The 14,790-nt window shown below is 35.7% G+C and carries 16 protein-coding genes and 1 pseudogene; 6 read left to right on the top strand and 11 right to left on the bottom strand.

Going from position 1 to position 14,790, the window contains the following annotated elements:
- Positions 1 to 68: 68 nt before the first annotated feature.
- The 4 genes from glnA to hflX form a co-directional block, all read right to left on the bottom strand.
- Positions 69 to 1,403, bottom strand: coding sequence for a type I glutamate--ammonia ligase (glnA, locus tag ACIGHG_RS21900; RefSeq protein WP_090912947.1), 1,335 nt, complete (start codon positions 1,401 to 1,403; stop codon positions 69 to 71).
- Between the two features lie 48 nt (positions 1,404 to 1,451).
- Positions 1,452 to 1,793 (bottom strand): MerR family transcriptional regulator, encoded by a 342-nt coding sequence (locus ACIGHG_RS21895; RefSeq protein WP_090913681.1) that lies wholly within the window; start codon positions 1,791 to 1,793, stop codon positions 1,452 to 1,454.
- A gap of 221 nt (positions 1,794 to 2,014) precedes the next feature.
- On the bottom strand, positions 2,015 to 3,286 hold the full coding sequence (locus ACIGHG_RS21890; RefSeq protein WP_396550553.1) for a methionine gamma-lyase family protein: 1,272 nt from the start codon (positions 3,284 to 3,286) through the stop codon (positions 2,015 to 2,017).
- Positions 3,279 to 4,559, bottom strand: a complete 1,281-nt coding sequence (gene hflX, locus ACIGHG_RS21885) for a GTPase HflX (RefSeq protein ID WP_336473270.1) — start codon at positions 4,557 to 4,559, stop codon at positions 3,279 to 3,281. The genes ACIGHG_RS21890 and hflX overlap by 8 nt, the downstream gene beginning before the upstream one ends.
- A gap of 88 nt (positions 4,560 to 4,647) precedes the next feature.
- Here hflX and ACIGHG_RS21880 point away from each other — a divergent pair, with 88 nt between their 5' ends.
- From ACIGHG_RS21880 to ACIGHG_RS21870, 3 genes are all read left to right on the top strand, one after another.
- Positions 4,648 to 5,271, top strand: coding sequence for a trimeric intracellular cation channel family protein (locus ACIGHG_RS21880; RefSeq protein ID WP_336473269.1), 624 nt, complete (start codon positions 4,648 to 4,650; stop codon positions 5,269 to 5,271).
- Between the two features lie 187 nt (positions 5,272 to 5,458).
- Complete coding sequence (locus tag ACIGHG_RS21875; protein ID WP_336473268.1) at positions 5,459 to 5,602, top strand: hypothetical protein; 144 nt, start codon at positions 5,459 to 5,461, stop codon at positions 5,600 to 5,602.
- A gap of 6 nt (positions 5,603 to 5,608) precedes the next feature.
- A complete protein-coding gene (locus ACIGHG_RS21870) occupies positions 5,609 to 5,743 on the top strand; it encodes a hypothetical protein (RefSeq protein ID WP_272188028.1) in 135 nt (44 codons plus the stop codon).
- A gap of 39 nt (positions 5,744 to 5,782) precedes the next feature.
- On the opposite strand, the gene spoVK is transcribed toward ACIGHG_RS21870, so the two are convergent.
- On the bottom strand, positions 5,783 to 6,739 hold the full coding sequence (gene spoVK, locus ACIGHG_RS21865; protein ID WP_090912937.1) for a stage V sporulation protein K: 957 nt from the start codon (positions 6,737 to 6,739) through the stop codon (positions 5,783 to 5,785).
- 119 nt (positions 6,740 to 6,858) lie between these two features.
- On the opposite strand from spoVK, the gene ACIGHG_RS21860 reads away from it, so the two are divergent.
- Positions 6,859 to 7,821, top strand: coding sequence for a tyrosine-type recombinase/integrase (locus ACIGHG_RS21860; RefSeq protein WP_336473267.1), 963 nt, complete (start codon positions 6,859 to 6,861; stop codon positions 7,819 to 7,821).
- A gap of 117 nt (positions 7,822 to 7,938) precedes the next feature.
- Here ACIGHG_RS21860 and hfq read toward each other — a convergent pair whose 3' ends face one another.
- Together hfq and miaA are read right to left on the bottom strand one after the other, a co-directional pair.
- Positions 7,939 to 8,163: an RNA chaperone Hfq gene (gene hfq, locus ACIGHG_RS21855; RefSeq protein ID WP_000813896.1), complete on the bottom strand. Its 225-nt coding sequence runs from the start codon at positions 8,161 to 8,163 to the stop codon at positions 7,939 to 7,941.
- 24 nt (positions 8,164 to 8,187) lie between these two features.
- Positions 8,188 to 9,138, bottom strand: coding sequence for a tRNA (adenosine(37)-N6)-dimethylallyltransferase MiaA (miaA, locus tag ACIGHG_RS21850; RefSeq protein ID WP_336473266.1), 951 nt, complete (start codon positions 9,136 to 9,138; stop codon positions 8,188 to 8,190).
- Positions 9,139 to 9,334: 196 nt separating this feature from the next.
- Here miaA and ACIGHG_RS21845 point away from each other — a divergent pair, with 196 nt between their 5' ends.
- On the top strand, positions 9,335 to 9,577 hold the full coding sequence (locus ACIGHG_RS21845; RefSeq protein ID WP_090912932.1) for a hypothetical protein: 243 nt from the start codon (positions 9,335 to 9,337) through the stop codon (positions 9,575 to 9,577).
- Between the two features lie 510 nt (positions 9,578 to 10,087).
- Here the strand turns inward: ACIGHG_RS21845 and ACIGHG_RS21840 are convergent.
- From ACIGHG_RS21840 to ACIGHG_RS21830, 3 genes are all read right to left on the bottom strand, one after another.
- Entirely contained in the window at positions 10,088 to 11,251 is a 1,164-nt protein-coding gene (locus ACIGHG_RS21840; RefSeq protein WP_336473265.1) for an iron-containing alcohol dehydrogenase, read from the bottom strand.
- A gap of 114 nt (positions 11,252 to 11,365) precedes the next feature.
- The gene (locus ACIGHG_RS21835; RefSeq protein ID WP_090912928.1) at positions 11,366 to 11,905 is read right to left on the bottom strand and encodes a DUF420 domain-containing protein; all 540 of its coding nucleotides are present in this window, start codon (positions 11,903 to 11,905) and stop codon (positions 11,366 to 11,368) included.
- Between the two features lie 369 nt (positions 11,906 to 12,274).
- Entirely contained in the window at positions 12,275 to 12,580 is a 306-nt protein-coding gene (locus tag ACIGHG_RS21830; protein WP_336473264.1) for a hypothetical protein, read from the bottom strand.
- 330 nt (positions 12,581 to 12,910) lie between these two features.
- Between ACIGHG_RS21830 and ACIGHG_RS21825 the strand changes: the two are divergent.
- Positions 12,911 to 13,876 (top strand): annotated as a pseudogene (locus tag ACIGHG_RS21825) (MMPL family transporter); the annotation flags it as partial.
- A gap of 90 nt (positions 13,877 to 13,966) precedes the next feature.
- Here ACIGHG_RS21825 and ACIGHG_RS21820 read toward each other — a convergent pair.
- Complete coding sequence (locus tag ACIGHG_RS21820; RefSeq protein WP_396550546.1) at positions 13,967 to 14,785, bottom strand: alpha/beta hydrolase; 819 nt, start codon at positions 14,783 to 14,785, stop codon at positions 13,967 to 13,969.
- Positions 14,786 to 14,790 lie beyond the last annotated feature (5 nt).

The raw sequence follows: 14,790 nt of genomic DNA, 5'->3' as shown, positions 1-14,790 counted from the left end.
CCCTCAGCGTTGATTTACCCACAAAAAGAAAAAAGCCCCGATACCAGTAGTATCAAGGCCTCCCACTCTTAGTAAAGAGTCATATATTGATCGCGTTCCCATTGGTGAACTTGCGTACGGAACATATCCCACTCAATTTCTTTCGCTTCGATAAAGTGCTCAAGTAAGTGTTCTCCTAACGCACCGCAAATGATTTCGCTTGATTTTAGTTCATTTAATGCTTGTGCTAATGTAGCTGGCAAATCAATAATGCCTGCTTTTTCGCGTTCTTCTGGAGTCATTACATAAATGTTGCGATCTACCGCAGGTGGTACCGCTAGTTTATTTTTAATCCCATCAAGACCTGCTGCTAGTAATACAGCCATTGCTAAATATGGGTTTGCAGCTGGGTCTACGCTACGTACTTCTACACGCGTACTTACACCGCGAGATGCAGGGATACGGATTAACGGGCTACGGTTTTGTGCAGACCACGCTACGTAACAAGGTGCTTCATATCCAGGTACTAAACGTTTATAAGAGTTTACAGTTGGATTTGTTACAGCTGTAAAGCTTGGTGCATGTTTCAAAATACCTGCGATGAAGTGGCGAGCATCGTCACTTAATTGTAAATCACCATTTTGATCGTAGAATACGTTCTCACCATTTTTGAATAGTGATAAGTTACAGTGCATACCAGAACCGTTTACACCAAATAGTGGTTTTGGCATAAATGTTGCGTGTAAACCGTGTTTACGCGCGATTGTTTTTACAACAAGTTTAAACGTTTGAATATCGTCGCATGCCTTAATTGCACTTGCATATTTAAAGTCAATTTCATGTTGTCCTGGTGCAACTTCATGGTGAGATGCTTCAATTTCAAAGCCCATTTCTTCAAGTTCAAGAACGATATCACGACGGCAGTTTTCCCCTAAATCCATCGGAGCAAGGTCGAAATATCCGCCATTATCATTTAATTCTAATGTTGGATTTCCTTTTTCATCAACTTTAAATAAGAAAAACTCCGGCTCTGGCCCAAGATTGAAATCAGTGAAGCCTAGTTCTTCCATTTCTTTTAACATGCGTTTTAAGTTGTTACGTGGATCACCTTCAAACGGTGTACCATCTGCATTATAAATATCACAAATTAATCTCGCTACTTTCCCTTTTTCAGCAGTCCACGGGAAGACTACCCATGTATCTAAGTCTGGATATAAGTACATGTCAGATTCTTCAATGCGAACAAATCCTTCAATAGAAGATCCGTCAAACATCATTTTGTTATCTAGAGCTTTTGTTAACTGACTAACTGGAATTTCTACGTTTTTAATACTTCCTAAAAGATCCGTAAATTGCAGACGGATATACTTTACATTCTCTTCTTTCGCTAAACGGAAAATATCTTCTTTTGTGTACTTTGCCATGTTCAATTCCTCCTTAGTCCCTCTAAACATTCTCAAAATTATCAATCATTAATGAAAAAACCTTGAAATATCACCTTGTCGTAAAGACGTTCGATTAAATCTGCCTGTATGTTGCAGTTCATCTCGAAGAATTTTACGAAGCTCAGATTTCGAAATTTCCTTCACTTCTTCTCTTACTTGTTTCGCCTCTGATTGATTTTCCTTCATTAGTAGTACTTGCTTAATACCAGCCATGTTTAAACCTTGATCTAACAAATCTTTAATCTCTAACAATTTATCTACATCGTTAAATGAAAATAATCTACGATTTCCTTTTGTACGGGTTGGGGAAATCAATTTATGTTCTTCATAGTAACGAATTTGACGTGCAGATAATTGTGTTAAATCCATAACTATACTTATTGGAAACAGCGGAGCAGAACGTCGATCATTTTGCGTCACTTCAGTTCCCCCTTCGCCTTAACTTGATCTCATTTTATACCATGTTATGTATCATGTCAACAGATGTCAGCTTTTCTTACATGGTTTTTTGAAAAATTTTTTCACTCTTATTAAAATGGCTCAATTCATTACTTATATACAAAAAAGCCGCCAAAATTGGCAGCTTTTATTTAAGAAATTACTAATAGTTTTTTCTCAATAAGCGTATCAATAGCAGAACAAATCGCAATCTTCACATGCGAATATGTTAAGCCCCCCTGTACATAAGCAACATAAGGCGGACGAATTGGACCATCTGCTGATAATTCAATACTCGCACCTTGAATAAATGTACCTGCAGCCATAATCACATCGTCTTCATACCCCGGCATGTAATTTGGATATGGTGTAAAATGCGAATTAATCGGTGATGCATATTGAATCGCTTGGCAAAATGCAATCATACGTTCTTTATCATCAAATTGAACAGATTGTATTAAATCTGTTCGCGGCGCATCCCAAGTTGGCGATGTATTCATACCAAGCCTTTCTAAAAAGGCCGCTGTAAAAATCGCACCTTTTAGTGCTTGACCAGCAACATGTGGCGCTAAGAAAAACCCTTGATACATCTCTTGTAAACTATATAAAGATGCACCAGCTTCTGCTCCAATGCCTGGGGACGTTAAACGATATGCACACGCTTCTACATATTGCCCTTTCCCAACAATATAGCCGCCCGTTTTCACAATGCCGCCACCCGGATTTTTAATAAGTGAACCTGCCATTAAATCTGCACCGACATGACACGGTTCTAGCTCTTCTACAAATTCTCCATAGCAGTTGTCTACAAACACAACAACATCCGGTTTAATTTCTTTTACAAATGCAATCATTTCTTTAATTTCGGCAATTGTAAATGACGGGCGAGTTGCATAGCCCTTTGAACGTTGAATCCCAATCATTTTTGTATTTTCACGAATTGCCGCTTGCACTGCAGCAAAATCAACACGTCCCTCTTCTGTTAAAGCAACTGCCTGGTAACCGATATTATACTCTTTAAATGAGCCAACGCCTTTTCCGCGAACACCAACAATTTCTTCTAACGTATCATATGGCTTCCCAGTTATATATAACAATTCATCACCAGGGCGTAAAATTCCAAACAACGCTGTAGAGATTGCGTGAGTTCCAGAAATAATTTGCGGACGTACGAGACCTGCTTCTGCCCCAAATACATCAGCATACACTTTTTCTAACGTATCACGGCCGATATCATCATAGCCATATCCTGTTGTTGGAATAAAATGCGCGTCACTAATTTTATGATTACGAAAACTTTCTAACACACGAAATTGATTACTTTCAATTACTCCATCAATATATTTATGTATTCCCGCAATTTGCATTTCTACTTCTTTTACAATTGGGGCAATCTTTTCCCCATTCTTCAATCGATTAAACATCTTCTTTCTCTTCTCCTTTTCTCGTTGAATATTTATGGATTTGTCCGTTTAGCGGAGAATGAGCAAAAATATACCCTGTACATTCATATGCTTGCTTCTCTTCTCGAAACGTCATTGCTTTTAATACTGTTTCTGTTTTTAAAAGCGTCAACAATCTGCCTTCATGCACCGGAATCATTAATTCATACGAATCCATTCGCTTCATCATTTCTATTTCTACAACTTCTTTTAATTTTTCTAAATCCACCGCTTGAAAAGCACTTGTCATAATAAAATCATTCTTCGGGAACGGAATGAAGTTTGGATGTAACTTATCTTTTTTATTGTACACAGTAATAATTGGAATGTGATCAAATTCAAGATCTTGCAATAATTTTTTCACCGTCTCTTCATGCCCAATATAATTTGGATCAGCTGAATCGATAACATGCAAAATAACGTCCGCTTCATTTACTTCTTCTAACGTGGAACGAAATGCTGCAACTAACGATGTCGGTAAATCTTGAATAAACCCAACTGTATCTGTTAATAACACTGTATATCCACATGACAACTGCATTTTACGTGTCGTCGGATCAAGAGTTGCAAACAGTAAGTCTTCCTCAAATGTATCAGCCGCTGTTAATCTGTTAAACAGCGTAGATTTTCCAGCATTCGTGTATCCAACTAAAGAAACTTGAAAAACCTGATTTTCCTTACGTCGTTCACGGTATCTTTTTCGATGCTCTACTACACCAAAGAGTTGCCGTTTAATTTCATCAATGCGAGAACGAATATGACGACGATCCGTTTCTAACTTCGTTTCCCCCGGACCTCTTGTTCCAATACCACCGCCAAGACGAGATAACGCTTGCCCTTGTCCTACAAGACGCGGCAACGCATATTGTAGCTGTGCAAGTTCCACTTGCAATTTCCCTTCTCTCGACTTCGCGCGCTGAGCAAAAATATCTAATATCAGTTGTGTACGATCAATAACTCTCGCATCTAACTGTGCTGATAAATTTCGAATTTGGCTCGGTGTTAATTCATTATTAAAAATGATAACATCTGGTTCTAGTTCTTCTGCAAGCAAAGTAAGTTCTTCTAACTTCCCCTTCCCGATATACGTTGCTGGATGGAACTTAGAACGCTTTTGCACCGCCATAACTAACACTTCTGCTTGTGCTGTTTTTGCTAATGAAGCTAGCTCTTCCATTGAATGTTCAAAACGTTCGTCATCATCTTGGGGTAATTGACAGCCAACTAGTATCACTTTTTCTTTTTTTTCTAACAAATATCTTCACTCATCCTTTTCGAAAATTAAACCTTCTAATATAATAGCAGAGTAAAAACATTTCATCTAGTTAGTGGGGGAGAATTTCATGGCATGGGATTTATTTAGCATCATTGGTACAATTGCCTTTGCTTTAAGCGGAGCAATCATCGCGATGGAAGAAGAATATGATATTTTTGGGGTTTATATTTTAGGGATGGCAACCGCCTTCGGAGGAGGCGCAATGCGCAATTTATTAATCGGTTATCCAATTGTTTCGTTTTGGCAACAAGATATGCTATTTCAAATTGCACTATTATCAATAACTATTATCTTCTTATTTCCAAATAAACTTATTAAACATTGGAAACGCTGGGAAAATATCACCGATGCAATTGGTTTATCTGCTTTTGCAATTCAAGGTGCACTATATGCACAAAAACTAAACTTACCAATTAGCGCAACGATTGTAGCATCTGTGTTAACAGGAATCGGGGGTGGTATTATCCGTGATTTATTAGCACGCCGAAAACCACTTGTACTACAATCAGAGATTTATGCACTTTGGACAATTTTAGCCGGATTGTTAATTGGTGCTAAAATTGTTGCGAGTGACTCAGCATTGTATATTTTATTCGTTCTTATCGTATGTTTCCGTATGATTTCTATCTATTACAAATGGCATTTGCCACATCGTAGTGTAGAAAAGATTGAACATTTCAGTGATAGATAAACAAATGAACCCTTTACTTTTTTTGTAAAGGGTTTTTCTACTTTCCCCTATCCTAATCAAAAAAACATTCCACTTAATCCTCCTTATCATCATTAGTAACGAAAAATACCACTCATGAAAGTATTATTTTATTGCATGTTTTTTGCACATATCCGTAAATACTATTCCATAAAGAGAGGTGAGACAAATGACAAAGCACGTGAATAAAGGCGCGCAAAGAAGTTCCGTAGATCAATTTGGACATGATGTAAATTCCGCATACGAAAAAAGCAAAAAAATGGAGCGCTATCACAAGGCATATCAACAAAAAGCAAAAGAAGAACAGGGGTGAGGTAAAATGGCAAAAGGAAATAACAAACGTAATCGTGGACAAAGCAGCAGCGTTAATCCACAAGGACTCGCTTCAGATGTAGCAGATCAAAGTCCAAAAAGCCAATTAGAACAACGCGCAAAAACAAAGAATACGAAATAAAACACGAAGCATTACGCTTCGTGTTTTATTATAAACAATTTATGAACTGTGCGTTTCTTCTTCAAGTGTTAAATCACTACTAGAAATTGTTATTAAATCATATTTATCGTACGTTTCTTCCTGAAGCAGCCTCATCGCTTGTGTACGAATAGACTTTTCCACAATATTACGAACGTAACGCCCATTGCTAAAAGACGTAACCTGAGATGAATATTTTACTGCATTTAAATGATCGCGAAGATTCCACTCTGCCTCTTTTGATAATTGATACTCCCGTTCATCGTACATCCGTTTCCCTATCTCTAATAGTTGATTGACGGTGTAATCCGAAAACTCAATAATGAAAGGAAAACGAGATTGCAAACCAGGGTTTAGTGATAGAAAATGGTTCATCTCACGTGAATACCCTGCTAAAATGAGCACAAAAGCATGTTGCTTATCTTCCATGTGTTTAACGAGCGTATCAATTGCCTCCTTTCCAAAATCTTTTTCACCACCACGTGCAAGCGAATAAGCTTCATCAATAAACAAAATCCCCCCCATTGCTTTTCGAATGAGGTCACGCGTTTTTTGTGCAGTATGCCCAATATATTCACCGACTAAGTCCGCTCGTTCCGCTTCAACTAAATGCCCTTTTGACAACACATTCATCTCAAATAATAATTTCCCAATCATCCTAGCAACAGTTGTTTTCCCCGTTCCTGGATTACCTTTAAATAACATATGAAGAACTTGTTTCTCTGATTTCAAACCCATTTCTTGCCGCTTTTTATTTACATAAATCCATGCATAAATTTCTTTTATAATTTTTTTGATTTCCTGCATTCCAACAAGCTTGCTCATTTCTTCTTCAATTCGCTGCAACATTTCATGTTTTGTAACAGTTTCAGTTGAGAGATTTTGCTTTTGTTCTGTAGAAGAAACAGAAACCTTCTTTCGGTGATTCAGCACAATGTTAATTTGGTTATTATTCTTCTTTCGCATCGACTGTTCCATACAATCACCTCATTTTTATCATTTCACTGACGAATATTGTCAACATTTGCGCTTTCCCAAGAAATAAACATTTTCTGAAAATTTTTGTTATAATATAAGAAAACTAGGGAGGTGGGACTATGTCAACAAAAGAAATTAATGATACAGTACAAGCTTTCTCTGCTTATTTATTAAACAAGGGACGAAAACCTTCAACTATTAAACGATACGTCTACGACATCGAGGATTTTGTTCATTGGTTACAAAAAAACAAAAAAGTTTCTTCTAATAATATATGGGAGACTCTTTGTCCAAAAGACTATGAAGATTATTTTTCGGACTTAAAAATAAAACGGCATTACTCCGAAAAAACAATGCACCGTGTTTTCATTGTGTTAAATCGACTGTATCATTTTTTAAACTTGCCTAGCCCACTAAAAGACATGGACCTTATCATACAGCCAGATCGTACATTGCGAGATGAAGATTTCATTTCGCCACAAGAAGAACAGCGTTTAAAATATATTTTAACTTCTTTAGAAGGACTGTCAGATAAACAACGACCTGTACGTCCATTACTCATGGATCGAAACGTATGCATTATTATGCTTCTGCTCGATTACGGTTTATCGTTACAAGAACTTGTCTCATTGAATATGCAGCATGTCCATTTTGAAAATAATACATTATCTATTCCCGCCGTCTCTGGAATAGAACGAGTCATTTCATTAACTGAAGAAGATAAAAAAAAGCTATATCATTACTATAAAAAAATTCCCGAGCCAGTACGCCCAAAATACCATAGCTCGGATCCATTATTTGTAGCCTTTGATTTTAATCGAAATACATTCCGTTGGGTATATGAAAATGACGCTCCAAAAGCATTAACAGAAATTTCCGTACAAAAAATGATTCGACTTGAAGTAGCACGCGCAGGATTGCGCAAAGGTATCTCTGGTCAGCATTTACGCAATACATTTATTTTACGACTCATTCAACACCACATTCCTGAACAGGAAATTATAAAACGTATTGGTTTCAAGTCAAAGATTTCATTAAAAAGATATTATAACTATGCAAAGCAAAAAGAGAACGCCTCGTAATAGGCGTTTTCTTTATTTTTAAAGAGATTTCCACCAGTAAGAAGTGCCCAGGCTTAGCTGGGCACGCAAATAAAAAAGAGCGAATGATTCGCTCTTTTTGCTATGTACAATTCTTTACTATTCTAATTCGATTGAAACGTTCTTTTGTGGAACAAATGTAGAAATCGCATGTTTATAAATAAGCTGTTGCTTACCTTCTGTTTCCAACAATACAGTGAAATTATCAAATCCTTTAATTAAACCACGAAGTTGGAAGCCATTTAATAAGTACAGCGTGACAAACGTATTCTCTTTACGGAGTTGGTTTAAAAATTGATCTTGAATATTGATTGATTGCTTCATGTCGAATCCTCCTCTTTTTCTCTACTACTTATTATTCGACTTAAGTTGTAGCTTTCCTTCTGTGTACTGTAAAATTTCTCGAAATTTTTCACCACTTGTAACATCAAACCACTCAACATCCATTTTATTACGGAACCAAGTTAATTGTCGTTTTGCATAGCGGCGAGAATTCGTTTTTAAAGCGATTACCGCTTCTTCTAACGAAGTTTTCCCATCAAAATATTCATACAGTTCTTTATAACCAATCGCTTGAATAGATTGACAATCCCGAATTTCTTCTTCATACAAGCGCTTAACTTCATCTAATAAACCTTGCTCCATCATAATGTCTACACGTAAATTAATGCGACTATATAATAAATCTCGATCCATTGTTAGACCAATTAAAGCAACGTCATATAACAATTCATTTTCTTGTTGTTCTAATTGATCACTCATTTTTTGCCCTGTTGTATGAAAAATTTCTAAAGCACGAATGACACGTCTTACATTGTTTGGATGAATACGCTTTGCGCTTATTGGATCAACCTCTCCCAGCTTTCCATGTATATACTCTACACCATGTTCCTCTGCTAATTGTTCTAACTGTTTACGGTACGCATGATCTCCCGGCTCATCAGAAAACTGGTAATCATATAACACGGATTGTACATATAAACCTGTTCCACCAACAATTATAGGTAGTTTACCACGATTTGTAATATCTTCTATATGACCGCGTACAAGTTCTTGAAACTCAGCAACAGAAAAGGAATCTTCTGGATTTTTTATATCAATCATATAATGCGGAATTCCGTCCATCTCTTCTTCCGTAACTTTCGCCGTACCTATATCCATATTACGATAGATTTGCATTGAATCGCCGCTTATAATTTCCCCATTTAACGCTTTTGCCAATTCAATGCTAAGCTTTGTTTTTCCAACTGCAGTTGGTCCAATAATAACAACAACTTTGTCCTGTTTTTCTGTTCCCATACACTTCAACTCTCTTTATGTAACGTTATACATCTGATTATTATACCCAATCTTACCAATTTTAATAGCCAAAATGCAAGTTATCTTATTACGGTAATTGAAATTACAAATATATTTGTTAAAAAATATAATCTATTTTACATGTTTTGTCCAACCGCTTCATATACATAGTAAAAACAAAAATGGAGATGATACTATGAAAGTTGGACAAGCTACTATTGATTTCCGCTCATTAATAGAAGATTTAATTTTAGCAACAGCAACAAATGAAATAGATCGCTCCCAGGAAGAGGTATACTTTGCACTAAATTGTTTACTCCGCTCATTTCATATACTACTTACAAATGAAGAAACAGACACAATGAATACCGAATATATCCAAACTCAGTTTTGCACCGCATATAACATTTTGACAGGACGAACAATATATCCATTCTAAATAATCCTCCATCTTCATCTAATTGTTTAATGAGTTCGCTTACGAATGTTTTTAAGAGGCTTGTAAATTCATCGTGTGCCCTTTTATCACTTCACTTTACAATAAATACTCCATTAACAGTTGCTATATAAATCCATTTTAATTTTTCAACATCTTTGTCTAACTCCAGCGGCTAGAACAGTCGGTGGCTTCGCGTCTTCCGCCGAGGCAAAAAGCGCCTCTATGTCAGAAGCTCCATCCCCCTCTTGTTCTGAGCGAGCCGCTTCCGCTTTTCTTTATAAGTCGCTGCTATGCGGAATACAACATGATCTGCACTTGCTTTCTCCTTTTGTTTTAAACCTTGCATGTGGCAGAAAAAGGAACTGACCGCTTCTATGCATGGCCAGACGCTCTCGTCCTCCCCTAAAAAGAAAGGGGTTTTGATGTCATTTTTTTAACTTGTATATATAGTTTGGTGAGAATATTAACAAATAAAAAACACCTCTTTATTAAAGAAGTGTTTTTGTTTCGTTATAATGATGCTTGATAAATTGCTACAACATCTTGTTTATTTAATTTTTTAAACTGTCCAAACTCACCATATGCCATTGCCTTTTCTGCCATAATATCAATTTGGTCTTCATCAATTTTGTAATCAGCTAAACGAGCCGGCGCTCCAATAGATTTCCAAAATTGACGCAATGCTTCAATTCCTTCTAATGCTATGTCAACATCAGTTTTCCCTTCTGTTTGAACATGAAATACTCGAATCGCAAATTGTTTAAAACGATCTACATTTTCATGTAAAACATGTTTCATCCAATTTGGGAATAAAATTGCTAAGCCACCGCCATGCGGAATATCATACACTGCCGAAACAGCATGCTCAATGTTATGCGTTGCCCAGTCCCCGCTTACGCCCATCGCCAAAATACCATTTAACGCCATTGTACCGCAATATAAAATCGTTTCACGATGCTCATAACTTTCTAAATCATGCAGCAAATTCGGAGCTGTCTCAATAACCGTTTGTAAAATTGATTCACAGTAGCGGTCCTGCAATGCCGTATTTGTACCTTGGTGAAAATATTGCTCGAGTACATGCGACATAATATCAACAATACCGTAAATTGTTTGGTTACGCGGTACAGATATTGTGTGGTTCGGATCTAAAATAGAAAATTGCGGAAATGTTACTGGACTCCCCCAGCCATATTTCTCATTTGTTTCCCAATTTGTAATAACTGAACCTGCATTCATTTCAGAACCTGTTGCAGCTAGAGTTAATACTGTTCCAAAAGGTAACGCTTCTTTTGCGATAGCTTTTTTCGTAACAAGATCCCACGCATCTCCATCATACTTACTACCAGCGGCAATAGCTTTTGTGCAATCTATTACACTTCCACCGCCCACAGCTAAAACAAACTCGATATCATTTTCTTTACAAATTTGAATCCCTTTGTTTACTGTCGATAAACGCGGGTTAGGTTCCACTCCACTTAACTCAAAAATTTCTGCATCTATTTCTTTTAACATAGATATCACGTTATCGTAAATTCCATTTTGTTTAATACTTCCACCGCCATATACGAGTAACACCTTTTTCCCGTATTGAGGTATTTCTAATTTTAATTGTTCTAATTGTCCTTTTCCAAAAATAAGCTTTGTTGGATTACGAAACATAAAATTTTGCATACACTTCATCCTTTCTAGATAAAAGTAACTATACTTTTGTATATCATATATTTAGTTTTTTATAAAAAAATATGCTTATACAAAAAAAGAATCTCAGCTAAAACTGAGACTCTTTTAATAATAAGGTGAAATCATTAAGTATACGATAACTCCAGAAAGACTTACATATAACCAGATTGGCATCGTCCAACGTACAATTTTACGATGACGAGTCAATTGATTTGTAAATCCATATACTAAAGAAAATAATGCAAGCGGCACAATAATAGCAGCAAGGAAAATATGCGTAATTAAAATAAAGAAATATACATATTTAATGATTCCTTCTCCACCAAAATGCGTTGCTGGCGCTAAATAATGATACGTTAAATACGAAACACAAAATATTAATGTTGTTGTAAATGCGGCAAGAATAAATCCTCTATGTAGCTTTACATTCTTTTTAATAATCGAGAACAACGCTGCTAGTAAAAACACGAATGTAAAACTATTACAAATCGCATTGACAAGTGGCAAAATTGTTACATCAAAATGCACTTCTCCTTTGTATCCAACTGGTCCAAAAAACAAAAATAAAATAATCGCATTGACGATCACAGAAAGCGTTATTACAACAGGAGCATAGCTCTTCTGTTTCACAGAACGATCAGTCAAATTACTCACTCCCTCATTTTTCTTAAAATATACAGTAGCTTCATTATTTTAACATATTATCAATATTGTAAATGTGACAAATGTTTGAATAATTATATAACGTAAAACTCCCATCAGCGCTGTTCTTATCGATATTTAAATGAAAAGATAAAAAATCCTCCTTAAGTCTTTTACCACTTAAGAAGGATTGTATCGTTTCACACTAAAAATTTCAAACTATAACACTCACATTAGTTTTTATTAAGAAACATATCGCTATATGCTTGAAAAATCTCAGTTAATTGAAAACCAATCAGAGACATTGCTGTTAATGAAAAGAAACCAATTAATACGAAACGAATCCACATACGAATCTCCTCCTTGTATCATTCATTTAAAATTCAGATGACAAATTGGATGATAGTGGTCGTCTCCTTCTTTTTTCTTTACAACAGCGGTAATATAACGAATAAAGAGCATAATAATTATAGGGAAATATACATGCTTCAAGTTTGTCTGTCTTAGTGATATTTCTCCTTGTATGTCGGACGGGGACGTTAAAGAAAAATTAGCACTATTCATTTTCCCATATAAAAATAGGAATTGAATACATAATACAATACTTACAATTGACATGATATCTTCCCAATCAGTCGTATACAAAAAATTATATATATCTAGCACATATTCCTCCAACGTTACCCCTCCTTTCTTTTTTTATTATTTTCCTAATATTCGTATAAAAAGTCAAGAAAAATATTTTATATACACTGTGGTAATATTGATTACATATAATGGAATCTCCTAATTGATCCATCTTCACCTGTACCTCTTATTGTTATTTACATCTACTTTATCCAAGTTATAACAAGAATATTTTCAGTCCAAGGCCGCATTACCCAAAGTTTTTTCTGTCCCATCGGTAGGAAAGATCCTCCAATCATTATTCCTTCAAAACAATCCCCATCAAAAACAATTCAACCAACTCTTTGTAAAATATTATCTTTTGTAGAATCTGCATTTTTTTCGACTCAAGTAAAATATACATATGATTTATTGTCTTCATTTCCAGAAAAGATGCCTTCTCGTGAAGGATTTAGTCTTATTTCTCAAGCTTATTCTCCTGGAAAATTAGCTCCCGTTCAATTAGTAATTGATACAAAAGGAAAAGAAGTAGCTATCGAATCTGAATTGAAGAAAAATACGAAAATTGGTGCAATCTCTCAACCACAAAGCGGAAAAATACATGAAAATTTAAAAGTATATCATGTGAATTTTGCTATTAATCCATATTCGCCTGAAGCAATGAACGAAATTCCTAAATTTCACAAAGCAGCTGAAGACGCTTTAATGAAAACTGGTATAACAGACGTACATTCGAGAGTTTGGATTGCCGGTCAAACTGCTACTCAATATGACACAATGATAACAAGCAATAAAGATTCAAGCCTAATCATCCCGATTATCATTGGTCTTATCTCGCTATTACTCGTTGTATACTTACGCTCTATTACAGCTATGCTGTATTTAATGGCTACTGTTATACTATCATTTGCTTCAGCTCTAGGACTCGGGTGGTTAATTATTCATCATATAATGGGAGCAGAAGCAATTCAAGGCGCTATCCCTCTGTACTCCTTTGTATTTTTAGTTGCTCTTGGTGAAGATTACAACATCTTTATGATCTCAAGCATTTGGAAAAAAAGAAAAACAATGCCACTAAAACAAGCAATTCGAGAGGGGGTTCAAGAAACAAGTCGTGTTATTACCTCAGCAGGTGTAATACTCGCTGTTACCTTTGCCGTACTTGCTACCTTACCAATTCAAGTACTTGTACAATTTGGGCTAATCACTGCATTAGGTGTGTTAATGGATACCTTCATCGTTCGTCCTTTCTTAGTACCTGCTATCACTGCTTTACTTGGGCGATTTGCATTTTGGCCAAGTAAAATACAAATTGCAGAAGAACAAACAAACCAAATTGATTCATAAAAATAAGGTCATAGTGTATACACTATGACCTTATTTTCTTACTATTTAAAGCCAAACTATATAAATAATAGTAAACAGTATCTCTATTATTTATGGGTGAAATATAAAACGTAGCGCCCGACTTAAAACAGTCGGTACTACAGATCCATGATTTTCTCCCTCAGCCTCACGAAACGAGAATCGTAATCTGCTATGCCGCATCTTGTATAATCGATCAGATAACGCATTTACATCTTGAACCATATGATCTTTTTCTAATGACCCCACTGTAAGAAATACACCAATCTCAGAATCTATTTTATTTAATTCATTTATAAAATTAGATTCTTTTTCTAAAACGGATTGATTATTCCACCAAATAGAAGGGCTGCTTATAAAGTATGTTTGAAATGCATGTATGTTTGTAAATAAGACATGTAAAGCAAATAACCCACCTAACGAATGGCCGCATAATGTTTGTCTCTTTGTATCAATCGGAAAATATTTAGTAAGCTCAGGTTTTAGCTCTTCTTGAATAAACTCTAAAAAATGATTCGCTCCCCCTGTTACCGGCCACGGTTTACCATCTGGTTTTGGCGGCAAAATAAGAGATGATGCTGGAGGAGTGAAATCATAAAATCGATATGTAGAAGAAAAACTTTCTTTTATTTGATAGCCAATTCCAACAATAATTGCTGGTACAATTCCTGTTTTTTCAGATCTAACTGCTTGGATGCGCACAGCTTCTTCAAACGTTTGAAAAAAAGCATTCCCATCTAATACATAAATAATAGGATAACCTGAAGGTGGTTCTGGCTGTTTCGGCTTTGCTATATAAATTTGATACTGACGATTTTCTCTTTTCGAATACATCATCCATTGCTCTGTGTTAGAAATTACGACATTTTGTGTCTCTGGTACAGGCTGCATTGTCG

Origin of the sequence: Bacillus sp. NPDC077411, assembly GCF_044543425.1 — a bacterium.
Taxonomy (GTDB): Bacteria; Bacillota; Bacilli; order Bacillales; family Bacillaceae_G; genus Bacillus_A; species Bacillus_A bruguierae.
The sequence above is the reverse complement of the archived record's forward strand: the minus strand, read 5'-3'. Positions and strand labels throughout refer to the sequence as shown.